The organism is Streptomyces sp. NPDC020898 (assembly GCF_044333925.1).
Taxonomy (GTDB): Bacteria; Actinomycetota; Actinomycetes; order Streptomycetales; family Streptomycetaceae; genus Streptomyces.
This window is the reverse complement of record NZ_JBIRRV010000020.1, coordinates 1-12243: the sequence shown is the minus strand read 5'-3', so window position 1 is coordinate 12243 and position 12243 is coordinate 1. Positions and strand designations below refer to the sequence as shown.

Below are 12243 nucleotides of genomic sequence, written 5' to 3'. Positions count from 1 at the left end.
TCCGGGGAGGCGCCCGTGTACGTCCAGGAACTGGAACCCGTCGCCGGCTCGCTCGGCCTGTCCGCCCTCGTGGCGACCCTGCCCCTCGTCATCGTCCTGGTCCTGCTGGGCGGCGTCCGCATGAAGGCCCACCGGGCGGGCCTGATCGGCCTCCTGGCCGCCGCCCTGGTCGCCTGCCTCGCGTACGGCATGCCGGTGGACCAGACGCTCTCCAGTGCCGCGCAGGGGGCCGTGTTCGGCCTCTTCCCGATCCTGTGGATCGTCGTCAACGCCCTGTGGGTGTACCGGATGACCGTCCGCACCCGCCACTTCGACATCCTGCGGCGCTCCTTCGGGCGTCTGTCCGACGACCCGCGCATCCAGGCCCTCGTCGTCGCCTTCTGCTTCGGCGCCCTCCTGGAGGCGCTCGCCGGCTTCGGCGCGCCGGTCGCGATCTGCTCGGTGATGCTCGTCGCGCTCGGCTTCGAACCGGTGCGCGCGGCGGTCGTCGCGCTCGTCGCCAACACGGCGCCCGTTGCCTTCGGCGCGATGGGCACACCGGTCGTGACACTCGCTCAAGTCACCGGCCTGCCACTGGACTCCGTGGCCTCCGTGGTCGGCCGCCAGACCCCGCTGCTCGCTCTCGTCGTCCCCCTGGTGCTCGTCTGGCTCGTCGACGGCCGCCGTGGGCTGCGCGAGACCTGGGTGCCCGCCCTCGCCTGCGGATTCGCCTTCGCCGTGGCCCAGTTCGCCGCCGCCAACTACGTCTCCGCGCAACTCGCCGACATCGGCGCCGCCTTGGCCGGAGCGGGCGCCCTGATGGCCGTACCCCAGGCGCGCAGGCCGGCCGCCGAACCCGTACGCGTCGCCGTCCTGACCGGCGTCCGCAGCGAGGACCTCGACGAGGAGGACCCGCGCCCCGAAGTACTGCGCGCCTACGCCCCGTACGCCCTGATCGTCGCGATCTTCTCCGTGGCGCAGATCCCCCCGGTCAAGGACTGGCTGGCCGGAGCGACCCGGACGTACGACTGGCCCTTCCTGAACGTCGTGGATCCGGAGGGCGAAGCGGTCGGCGGCAACGTCTACACCTGGCCGATCGTCTCGACGGGCGGCACGCTCGTGCTGCTCGCCGGAGTGTGCACGGCGGTGGTGATCGGGGTCCACGCGCGCGTGGCGGTCAAGGAATGGGCGGCGACCGTATATGAACTGCGGTTCGCGATCCTCACCGTGACCTCGGTACTGGCTCTGGCGTACGTCATGAACCTGTCCGGACAGGCGGCCACCATCGGCCACTTCGTGGCGGCGGCGGGCGCCGGACTCGCCTTCCTGTCACCGGTACTCGGGTGGTTCGGCGTCGCCGTCTCGGGCTCGGACACCTCCGCGAACGCGCTCTTCGGCGCCCTCCAGGTGACGGCGGCACGCGAGTCCGGACTGTCCCCGGAACTGCTCGCCGCCGCGAACAGCTCGGGCGGTGTCCTAGGGAAGATGATCTCGCCGCAGAACCTGACCATCGCGTGCGCGGCCGTCGGGCTCGCGGGCCGGGAGGGGGACCTGCTGCGGAAGGTGCTGCCCTGGAGCGTGGGGCTCCTGCTGGTGATGTGCCTGATCGTGGTGGGGCAGAGCACGGTGGTGCTGGGCTGGATGCTGCCCTGAGGGCGCGAGCGTGACGGGGGAGAAGACGGCGCCCGTGTCCGGAGGGGGTGGCGGCCCGAAGTCCTGATGCGGGTACGGGCTTCCGCGCGACGTGCTGTCAGTGCGGGCGGGTACTTTGTGTCGACCGATAGGACTTTCAGGAGGTTCGCCGTGTCTGCAGATCTGTCGCAGCTCGTGAAGGCGTACGACGTACGCGGGGTGGTCCCGGACCAGTGGGACGAGCCGCTGGCGGAACTGTTCGGCGCTGCCTTCGTCCAGGTGACCGGGGCGGACGCGATCGTGATCGGACACGACATGCGGCCCTCGTCGCCCGGCCTGTCGCGGGCCTTCGCGCGCGGGGCGGCCGCACGCGGCGTCGACGTGACCGAGATCGGGCTGTGCTCCACGGACCAGCTCTACTACGCGTCGGGTGCGTTCGACCTGCCGGGCGCCATGTTCACCGCCTCGCACAACCCGGCCCAGTACAACGGCATCAAGCTGTGCCGGGCGGGCGCGGCACCGGTCGGCCAGGACACGGGCCTGACGGAGATCCGTGAACTGGTCGAGTCCTGGCTGGACTCGGGCGCCCCGGAGCCGGAGCCCGTGACACCGGGAACGATCACGCAGCGTGACACGTTGGAGGACTACGCGGCGCACCTTCGCTCGCTCGTCGACCTGACGTCCATCCGTCCCCTGAAGGTCGTCGTCGACGCGGGCAACGGCATGGGCGGCCACACGGTCCCGACGGTCTTCGCCGGCCTGCCGCTGACCCTTGTCCCCATGTACTTCGAGCTGGACGGCACGTTCCCGAACCACGAGGCCAACCCGCTCGACCCGGCCAACCTCGTGGACCTCCAGAAGCGTGCCCGCGAGGAGAACGCCGACCTGGGCATCGCCTTCGACGGCGACGCGGACCGCTGTTTCGTGGTCGACGAGAACGGCGACCCGGTCTCACCGTCGGCGATCACGGCCCTGGTGGCCTCCCGCGAACTGGCCCGCCACGGCGGCTCCGGGACGGTCATCCACAACCTGATCACCTCCTGGTCGGTCCCGGAAGTCGTCCGCGAGCAGGGCGGCACACCGGTCCGCACCCGCGTGGGCCACTCCTTCATCAAGGCGGAGATGGCACGCACGGGCGCGATCTTCGGCGGCGAGCACTCCGCGCACTACTACTTCAAGGACTTCTGGAACGCGGACACGGGCATGCTGGCCGCCCTGCACGTCCTCGCCGCGCTCGGCGGCCAGGACGGCGCCCTGTCGGCTCTGGTGGCCCAGTACGACCGGTACGCGGGCTCCGGCGAGATCAACTCCACGGTGGACGACCAGAGAGCCCGTCTGGCCGCGATCAGGGCGGAGTACGAGGGCCGCGAGGGCGTCGAACTCGACGAGCTCGACGGCCTGACGGTCTCCGCGACGGACTGGTGGTTCAACGTCCGCCCGTCCAACACGGAACCCCTGCTGCGCCTGAACGCGGAAGCGCGCGACGAGAGCACGATGGCGAAGCTACGGGACGAGGTCCTGTCCATCATCCGAGCCTGACCCTGCCGGGCTGCACGATCCCAGCCGAGGCCGGATACCTCCAGCTTCTTTCCCACCCACCCGGCCCCGCCGCTTATCCAGCCCAGGCGGTACCCCTCAAGCGCAGGCCGGCACCATCCAGCCCGTCCGGCGTTTGAGGACAAGCGCTTTCGGCGCGAAGGTGGGGTCTGGGGGCACAGCCCCCAGGAAGGGATGGGACGGGTAAGGGCGGCGGGGGCGAAACCACCCTCACCCCACCCACGCCCACCCCGGCACCCCGCCCCCCACGGCGGTACCCTGACCAGGCCACACCAGCGCACCCCGAAGGGACACCACATGCCGCTCGAAGCCGGCCTCCTGGAGATCCTCGCCTGCCCGGCCTGCCACGCTCCCCTCAAGGAGCAGGAGACCGAGCTGATCTGCACCGGCCAGGACTGCGGCCTGGCGTACCCCGTCCGGGACGGAATCCCCGTACTGCTCGTCGACGAGGCCCGCCGCCCCGCGTAAGGCCGACCCGGCGATCGGAGGTGCCACCCATGCTCGACGAATCGCTGCTCGACGCCCCCGAGGCGTTGGCGGAAGCAGACCGCCGCGGCCTACTCCGCGGCGCCGCCGAAGCAGGCGCCCGCGTCCGCACCGCCGCGCGGCACGCGGCCGAGGCGGGCATCAACAACCTGAAACCGGACGGCCGCCCCCGCGCCGTCCTGATCGCCGGCCCCGGCGCCGCCGCGACCTGCGTCGCCGACCTGCTCGGCACCCTCGCCGGCGCGACCAGCCCGGTCACCCGCCTGGCCCCCACCGGCGTCGCCCCCGCGGCAGGCGCGCTGCGCTGGGAGCTGCCCGGCTGGGCAGGCTCCGTCGACCTGCTCCTCATCGCCACCCCCGACGGCACCGAGCCGGGCCTGTCCCTGCTCGCCGAGCAGGCCTACCGCCGAGGCTGCACGGTCGTCGCCGTCGCGCCCGCCGGCACCCCGCTCGCGGAGACGGTGCAGGGCGCCGCCCATGGCCTGTTCATCCGGATGGCGACCGCCCCGTACGAGCAGGACCAGCCGCTCGCCGCATCCGCCCCCGGCGTCCTGTGGGCCCTGCTCACCCCGCTGCTCGCCCTCCTCGACCGCACCGGCCTGCTCACCGCCCCGCCGGACGCCCTGGAGAAGGTCGCCGACCGCCTCGACCACATCGCCGAACGGTGTGGCCCGGCCATCGCGACGTACAGCAATCCGGCCAAGACCCTCGCCGCCGAACTCGCGGACACGCTCCCGGTGATCTGGACGGAGGGCACCTCGGCCGGGCCCGCGGGCCGCCGTTTCGCCGCCGCCCTCGCCGAACTGGCCGGCCGTCCCGCGCTCGCCGCCGAGCTCCCCGAGGCGCTCGCCGCGCACGGTGCCCTGCTCGCGAGCCGGCTCGCCGCGGGCGCCGACCCCGACGACTTCTTCCGCGACCGCGTGACCGAGGCGCCCGCACTGCACGCGCGCGTGGTGCTGCTCCGCGACCGCCCGGCCGGCGGCCTCAGCGCCGCGCCGTCCGCCCGCGAACTCGCCCTCGGCCACGACACGGCGATCAGCGAACTCGAACCGGAGGACGGCGCCGAACTGGAGACCCTGGCGGAACTGATCGCCACCACGGACTTCGCCGCCGTATACCTGGCACTGACAGCCGGCACCTGAACCACGTACACGCCCCTCCGAAGCTGAACCACCCCCTTCTTGACCTGCTCTTGATCTGCACGCAGAAAGACCGGTATGGACCGCCTCGACAACACCATCCGCCCCTACGCCTGGGGTTCCACCACCGCCATCCCGGCGCTCCTCGGCACCGAGCCGACCGGCGAACCGCAGGCGGAGATGTGGATGGGCGCCCACCCGGGCGCCCCCTCGCGCACCGGGCGCGGCACGCTCGTCGAGGTCATCGACGCGGACCCGCAGGGCGAACTCGGCACGGCGGCCGTCGCCAAGTTCGGCCCCCGCCTGCCCTTCCTCCTCAAGATCCTCGCGGCCGGTGCCCCCCTCTCCCTCCAGGTGCACCCCAACCTCGCCCAGGCGAAGGAGGGTTACGCCGACGAGGAGAACCGCGGGATCCCGATCGGCGCCGGGCACCGCAACTACAAGGACGCCAACCACAAGCCCGAACTGATCTGCGCCCTCACCGAGTTCGACGGTCTGTGCGGTTTCCGCGACCCGTCACAGGTGGCCGACCTCCTCGCGGGCCTGGACGTCGACTCCCTCAAGCCGTACGTCGACCTGCTGCGCGCCCACCCCGAGGAGGCGGCGCTGCGCGAGGTCCTGACGGCCGTACTCGGCGCCGACCGTGAGGACATGGCCCGCACGGTCACCGAGGCCGCGACCGCCTGTGCCCGCCTCGGCGGCGACTACGCCCCGTACGCGGACATCGCCCACCACTACCCCGGCGACCCCGGCGTCATCGCCGCGATGCTCCTCAACCACGTCCGACTCCAGCCCGGCGAGGCCCTGTTCCTCGGCGCCGGCATCCCGCACGCCTACCTCAACGGCCTCGGCGTCGAGATCATGGCCAACTCCGACAACGTCCTGCGCTGCGGTCTGACCCCCAAGCACGTCGACGTTCCCGAACTCCTGCGCATCGTCCGCTTCGAGGCGAGCGACCCCGGCGTACTGCGCCCGGAGGCGTCCCCCGACGGCGAGGAGATCTACGAGACCCCCATCGACGAGTTCCGCCTCTCCCGGTACGTCATCCCGGAGGGCACGCCCGCCCGCGACCTCACCCTCCCGACCCCGCAGATCCTGCTCTGCACGGCCGGCTCGGTCCGTACCGGAGAGCTCGAACTGGCCCCCGGCCAGTCGGTCTTCGTACCGGCGAACGAGAAGGCCGAAGTGTCCGGCCCCGGCACGGTCTTCCGGGCGACAGTCGTCGTCTGACACCACGTGAGGGCTGGTAGCCCGGGCCTGTTCGGCAACCTGGCGTGTCGTTGTCGGAGGGGACTGCAACAATGGCCCACCGGCAAAGGGCGGGCAAAGCCCGGGCAGCGTACGTACTGAAGGGACAACGCGAACACATGAGCGCGTCAGGCGGCACCAAGGCGATCGTGGCGGCACTCGCCGCCAACCTCGCGATCGCGGTAGCGAAGTTCGTGGCGTTCCTCTTCAGCGGCTCGTCGTCGATGCTCGCAGAGTCCGTGCACTCACTCGCCGACTCCGGCAACCAGGGCCTGCTCCTCCTCGGCGGCAAGAAGGCCAAACGCGAGGCGACCCCGCAACACCCCTTCGGCTACGGCCGCGAGCGGTACATCTACGCCTTCCTCGTCTCCATCGTGCTCTTCTCGGTCGGCGGCATGTTCGCGATCTACGAGGGCTACGAGAAGATCCAGCACCCGCACGAGATCGAGCACTGGTACTGGCCGGTGGGCGTCCTCGTCTTCGCGATCATCGCCGAGACCTTCTCCTTCCGTACGGCCATCAAGGAGTCCAACCCCCTGCGCGGCGAGCAGTCCTGGAAGGACTTCGTCCGCCACGCCAAGGCCCCCGAACTCCCCGTCGTCCTCCTGGAAGACCTCGGCGCGCTCGTCGGCCTGATCCTGGCCCTCGGCGGCGTCAGCCTCGCCCTCGCCACCGGCGACGGCGTCTGGGACGGCATCGGCACCCTCTGCATCGGCATCCTGCTCATCCTGATCGCCCTGATCCTGGCCGTCGAGACCAAGTCCCTGCTGCTGGGCGAGGCCGCCGGCGTGGAGGAGGTCGTCAAGATCGAGAAGGCGATCGTCGACGGTGACACGGTCACCGGCATCATCCACATGCGCACGCTGCACCTCGGCCCCGAGGAACTCCTGGTCGCCGCCAAGATCGCCGTCCAGCACGACGACACCGCCGCCGAGGTGGCCGCCGCGATCAACGCCGCCGAGTCCCGCATCCGCGCCGCCGTCCCGATCGCCCGCGTCGTCTACCTGGAACCGGACATCTACAGCGAGGCGGAAGCCGCCAAGGGCCCCGACCAGGAAGCAGCCCCCGGTGGCCCGAGTCACCCCGCCGCCCACTGAGTTCCCGGCAACTCCCGCAGCCGTGCTGTGCGTCCCCACACGTCTGTGTGACGCCTCGACGAGTCTTGATCTGTCCTGATGTGTTCGTAGGCGGACTGGGGACGGCCGGGCCGACAGGTGTAGCTTGGGACGGAGCCAGACGTCGCTGCTGATGGCGGTCGGGCGGTCCCACCGGGACCGGCCGAGGGAGAGAGGGCCTCCGACGGACTGCGCTGCGCGTATCCGGGCATGCCTGTGCCCTCTTCGGGCACCCCTGTGTCCGCCGTCGCGCAGACCAGCCGTACCCACCTCGCCCCAACCTTGAGGAGCAGCCCGTAATGACGACTGTCGACGCCCGACAGGACTTCAAGGTCGCAGACCTCTCCCTGGCCGAGTTCGGCCGCAAGGAGATCACCCTCGCCGAGCACGAGATGCCCGGCCTGATGTCGATCCGCAGGGAGTTCGCCGCCACCCAGCCGCTGGCCGGTGCCCGCATCATGGGCTCGCTGCACATGACCGTGCAGACCGCCGTCCTGATCGAGACCCTGGTCGCCCTGGGCGCCGAGGTCCGCTGGGTGTCCTGCAACATCTTCTCCACCCAGGACCACGCGGCCGCCGCCATCGCGGTAGGCCCGAACGGTACGCCCGAGAACCCGCAGGGCATCCCGGTCTTCGCCTGGAAGGGCGAGACCCTGGAAGAGTACTGGTGGTGCACGGAGCAGGCCCTGACCTGGCCGAACACCCCCACCGGCGGCCCGAACATGATCCTGGACGACGGCGGCGACGCCACCATGCTCGTCCACAAGGGCGTCGAGTACGAGAAGGCCGGCAAGGTCCCCTCCCTCGACACCGCCGAGTCCGACGAGCACCGCGTCGTCCTCGAGGTCCTGACCCGCACCATCACCGACGGCTCGCAGAAGTGGACCCAGCTCGCCTCGGAGATCCGCGGCGTGACCGAGGAGACCACGACCGGCGTCCACCGCCTGTACGAGATGCAGCGCGACGGCGCCCTCCTGTTCCCGGCGATCAACGTGAACGACGCCGTCACCAAGTCGAAGTTCGACAACAAGTACGGCTGCCGCCACTCCCTGATCGACGGCATCAACCGCGCCACCGACGTCCTCATCGGCGGCAAGACCGCGGTCGTCTTCGGCTACGGGGACGTGGGCAAGGGCTGCGCGGAGTCCCTGCGCGGCCAGGGCGCCCGCGTGATCATCACCGAGATCGACCCGATCTGCGCGCTGCAGGCGGCGATGGACGGCTACCAGGTCGCGACCCTCGACGACGTCGTCGACAAGGCCGACATCTTCATCACCACGACCGGCAACAAGGACATCATCATGGCCGGCGACATGGCCAAGATGAAGCACCAGGCGATCGTCGGCAACATCGGCCACTTCGACAACGAGATCGACATGGCCGGCCTGGCGAAGATCCCGGGCATCGTCAAGGACGAGGTCAAGCCGCAGGTCCACACCTGGAAGTTCCCCGACGGCAAGGTTCTCATCGTGCTGTCGGAGGGCCGCCTGCTGAACCTGGGCAACGCCACCGGTCACCCGTCGTTCGTGATGTCCAACTCCTTCGCGGACCAGACCCTGGCCCAGATCGAGCTGTTCACCAAGCCCGACGAGTACCCGACCGACGTCTACGTGCTGCCCAAGCACCTCGACGAGAAGGTCGCCCGCCTCCACCTCGACGCGCTCGGCGTGAAGCTGACGACGCTGCGCCCCGAGCAGGCCTCGTACATCGGTGTAGAGGTCGAGGGCCCGTACAAGTCGGACCACTACCGCTACTGAGTCCGCACCCCACCAGTGGTGAGCGCGTCCGTGCACTGACGCGCTCACCACCAGCAGGTCCTCCGAGGCAGGCCCCCGCACCCCCGTGCCGGGGGCCTGCCCTTTGCCGAGGCTCAAGAACTCACAGACTCAAGGAACAGCCCGAAACAACCAGGACCCCCATGCCCCGCGGCCGATATTCGCTCCACGATCCGCACGATCACACCCCCCTCGCAGAAGAGCACTTCCACTGCGCCCCCGGCCCCTCCGGCTGGCGCTACGTCTCCCAGCTGACCACCCCGTCGGGCGACCACAGCGGCTCCGTCGACCTCACCCTCGACGACCTGGGCCGCCCCATCCGCCTGGAACTCCACGCGGCGAGCTGGCAGGTCCGTGGTGCCGCACTCGACGGCGTCACCTGGGTCCGTACCGACCCCACCGGCACTCACGCCACCGAAGGCAACGTGCCCGCCCACGCCTTCACCGGTACATCCCCCGCGTTCCTGGTGGCCACGACCCGCCTCCTGCGCCTCACCCCTTCCTCCTCCGCGACCCGCGTACGCCTCGTCGCCCTCACGGACCCGGTCCTCGCCCCGCGCACCGTGGACCAGTCCTGGGCCTTGGTGAAGAGAGAAGCACACGCCACTGACAACGGCCCCCTGACCGTGGACGAATACCAGGTCACAGCCCTGGACACGGGCGAACAGCACGCCGTGCACATCGCCGGCGACGTGGTCCTCGCCGCACCGGGCATCGAGCTGGAACACCTCGAGTCCCCACCGTCGGCGTTCGCCGACTAGGCGGGCGGCGCGAACCCGCTGGAGGGCCGACGGTCGCCGGTCTCGCCCGGAGGCCGAGTGACAGGCGCCGCTTCGGTGACCGCGGCCGGTGCCGGGGTACCGACCGAACCCCCACCCGCCGGCTGCGGAGCGGTGCCCACCGGATAGGGAACGGCAACCGACGGCCGCGCCGCCGGAGCCCCGAACGAACCAGGCCCACCAGGCATCCCGGGCCCTCTGGACACCGCCCCGCCCCCGAACGCCCGCCGAGCCTCCCGTACCTGCCGTTCCTGCACCACAGCCGCCAGATAGGCCGCCGGTGGCACACCCTGCGGCGCCGCAGTCCCTGTACACGCCGCCACGTCCGAAGCGAGCCGCTCGGCCATCGCCCAGCCCACCTGCGGATCCAGCTGCCGCATCCGCGTCAGATACTGACGTACGGCCAGCCACAAACCGTCGGGAACGGCCGACAGATCGAGCTCCGCGAACCGTCCGGACAACCAGGGCGGCGGCGGAGGAACAAAGGCGGTCTGGCCGACGGGCACTCGCTCCCGTACGACGAGCGTGCCCGCGAAGACATCACCGAGCCGCCGCCCCCGCGCCGAAACGAGCGAGGCGATGCAGGCCACGACCCCGAGCGTCATCAGAATCTCGACCACACCGACCGCACCCCGCACCAGCGCATGCCGGAAACGGATCGGCCCGCCGTCATCCCGTACGACCCGCAGACCGCACGCCATCTTGCCGAGCGAGCGCCCATGGCTGAGTGTCTCCACCGCGATCGGAGCGCCCACCAGCACCAGAATGAACGCGGCGATGGACAGGGCGACCTGCGCCGCCTCGTCCAGAGAAGCCGTGGATATGACCAGAACAATCGTGACGGCGGTGTAGACCGCCACAACCACGACAAGGTCGAGCAAGACGGCCAGCGCCCTGCTGGGCAGTTTCGCGGGGCGTAGTTCCAACGCCACCGCCTCACCCGTAACCAGCTCACTCACGCCTGCCGTCCTTCCCCTGACCTGCCCCCGGAACGTCCAGTCTGCCAAGCTGAAGGCGCATCGCGCCGCAGTACGACAAGCCGACACCCACGACGTGCAGTCGACGAACAGCCGAGGAGCAGGAAAAACGATGGACCTCGACGTCTTCGTCTCCGCCCACCGCGCCGAGTGGGACCGCCTGGACGCACTGCTGCGCCGCCAGCGGCGCCTCACCGGAGCCGAGGCGGACGAACTCGTGGCCCTCTACCAACGCACCGCCACCCACCTCTCCCTGATCCAGTCGAGCGCCCCGGACCCGCAGCTGACCGGCCGGCTCAGCCAACTGGTGGCACGCGCGCGCAGTGCCGTGACAGGAACCCGCCGCGCCTCCTGGCGCGACGTGACCCGTTTCCTCACCCACGGTTTCCCCGCGGCGGTCTACCGATCGCGCCACTGGTGGGTCCCCACTGCGCTCATCTCCACGGCGGTGGCGGTCCTCCTGGGGTGGTGGATAGGCACGCACCCCGAAGTGCAGTCCTCCATAGCGGCCCCCGACGAACTGCGCGCCCTCACTCGCCCCGGCGGCGAATACGAGACGTACTACTCCAGTCATCCCGCCGCCTCCTTCGCCGCTCAGGTGTGGACGAACAACGCCCAGGCCGCCGCGATGTGCCTGGTCCTGGGAGTCTTCCTCTGCCTTCCGGTCATCTGGATCCTCTTCCAGAACATGCTCAACGTGGGAGTCGGCCTCGGCCTGATGTCCTCGGCGGGCCGACTCGACACCTTCCTCGGCCTGATCCTGCCGCACGGCCTGCTGGAACTGACCGCTGTCTTCGTAGCGGCCGGTACGGGTCTGCGTCTCGGCTGGACCGTCATCGACCCGGGCCCACGCTCCCGCCGCACAGCGCTCGCCGAAGAGGGACGAGCGGCCCTGGGAATGGCGATAGGCCTGGCCCTGGTCCTCTTCGTCTCGGGCGCCATAGAAGGCTTCGTCACCCCGTCCGGCCTGCCCACATGGGCCCGCATCACGATCGGGGTCGTCGCCGAACTGGCCTTCCTGGCGTACGTCTATGTCCTCGGCGGTCGGGCGGCACGGGTCGGCGAGACGGGTGACCTTGAGGAGATCGAGCGCAGCGCCGCTGTACCCACGGCTGCCTGATGTGCGGACACGCCGACCGGGCTGCTAGTCTCCTCCTCGCCCCACAAGAGCCGTTGACACGGAGCTGGTGGGGAGGTAGATTAGAGCAGTTGCCTGGAGCCGGACAGGTTCGGTGGCGACAGTGAAAATCTATGGGTTTCTCGAGAACTTTGATTCTTGAGGGCCATCTTCCGATTACTCAGGAATGAACGGCTGGTTAGTCCGGCCAAAAACTTCTGATAAAGTCGGACTCGCCGAAAGGGAGCCGGAAGGCAACCGAATAGGCAAAGCCCCTTCAACGGCTACTGGATCAAAATCCTGACCGGAAACGGAACGGAAAACAGTCTGGTAAGGTTGGAAACGCAAGACCGAAGGGAAACTGCCCGGAGGAAAGCCTGAGAGATTGTCTCGGGTGAGTACGAAGGAAGCGTCCGTTCCTTGAGAACTCAACAGCGTG

General features: G+C 70.0%; 11 protein-coding genes. 9 read left to right on the top strand and 2 right to left on the bottom strand.

Translation table 11 applies throughout. The features are described 5' to 3' along the window. Window positions 1–15: 15 nt before the first annotated feature. The 8 genes from ACH4TV_RS40190 to ACH4TV_RS40155 all read left to right on the top strand — a co-directional run bounded on the left by ACH4TV_RS40190 (window position 16) and on the right by ACH4TV_RS40155 (window position 9692). On the top strand, window positions 16–1632 hold the full coding sequence (locus tag ACH4TV_RS40190) for an L-lactate permease (RefSeq protein ID WP_398406302.1): 1617 nt from the start codon (window positions 16–18) through the stop codon (window positions 1630–1632). A 150-nt stretch (window positions 1633–1782) separates the two neighbouring features. Beyond that, on the top strand, window positions 1783–3150 hold the full coding sequence (locus tag ACH4TV_RS40185; RefSeq protein WP_398406301.1) for a phosphomannomutase/phosphoglucomutase: 1368 nt from the start codon (window positions 1783–1785) through the stop codon (window positions 3148–3150). Window positions 3151–3465: 315 nt separating this feature from the next. Then, a complete protein-coding gene (locus ACH4TV_RS40180) occupies window positions 3466–3636 on the top strand; it encodes a Trm112 family protein (RefSeq protein WP_133928598.1) in 171 nt (56 codons plus the stop codon). 29 nt (window positions 3637–3665) lie between these two features. Next, window positions 3666–4796, top strand: a complete 1131-nt coding sequence (locus ACH4TV_RS40175; RefSeq protein ID WP_398406300.1) for an SIS domain-containing protein — start codon at window positions 3666–3668, stop codon at window positions 4794–4796. A 75-nt stretch (window positions 4797–4871) separates the two neighbouring features. Then, window positions 4872–6023 carry a mannose-6-phosphate isomerase, class I gene (manA, locus tag ACH4TV_RS40170; protein ID WP_398406299.1) on the top strand — a complete coding sequence of 384 codons (1152 nt, stop codon included), beginning with the start codon at window positions 4872–4874 and terminating at the stop codon, window positions 6021–6023. 137 nt (window positions 6024–6160) lie between these two features. Then, a complete protein-coding gene (locus ACH4TV_RS40165) occupies window positions 6161–7138 on the top strand; it encodes a cation diffusion facilitator family transporter (RefSeq protein WP_398406298.1) in 978 nt (325 codons plus the stop codon). Window positions 7139–7455: 317 nt separating this feature from the next. Then, window positions 7456–8913, top strand: a complete 1458-nt coding sequence (ahcY, locus tag ACH4TV_RS40160) for an adenosylhomocysteinase (RefSeq protein ID WP_398406297.1) — start codon at window positions 7456–7458, stop codon at window positions 8911–8913. Window positions 8914–9074: 161 nt separating this feature from the next. Beyond that, on the top strand, window positions 9075–9692 hold the full coding sequence (locus ACH4TV_RS40155; protein ID WP_398406296.1) for a hypothetical protein: 618 nt from the start codon (window positions 9075–9077) through the stop codon (window positions 9690–9692). Here the strand turns inward: ACH4TV_RS40155 and ACH4TV_RS40150 are convergent. Beyond that, the gene (locus tag ACH4TV_RS40150; protein WP_398406295.1) at window positions 9689–10669 is read right to left on the bottom strand and encodes an RDD family protein; all 981 of its coding nucleotides are present in this window, start codon (window positions 10667–10669) and stop codon (window positions 9689–9691) included. The genes ACH4TV_RS40155 and ACH4TV_RS40150 overlap by 4 nt on opposite strands. A 130-nt stretch (window positions 10670–10799) precedes the next feature. Here ACH4TV_RS40150 and ACH4TV_RS40145 point away from each other — a divergent pair, with 130 nt between their 5' ends. Beyond that, entirely contained in the window at window positions 10800–11807 is a 1008-nt protein-coding gene (locus tag ACH4TV_RS40145) for a stage II sporulation protein M (RefSeq protein ID WP_398406294.1), read from the top strand. A gap of 174 nt (window positions 11808–11981) precedes the next feature. Here ACH4TV_RS40145 and ACH4TV_RS40140 read toward each other — a convergent pair. Beyond that, window positions 11982–12243: hypothetical protein (locus tag ACH4TV_RS40140; RefSeq protein WP_398406293.1), on the bottom strand; the 262-nt coding region annotated here is incomplete at its 5' end.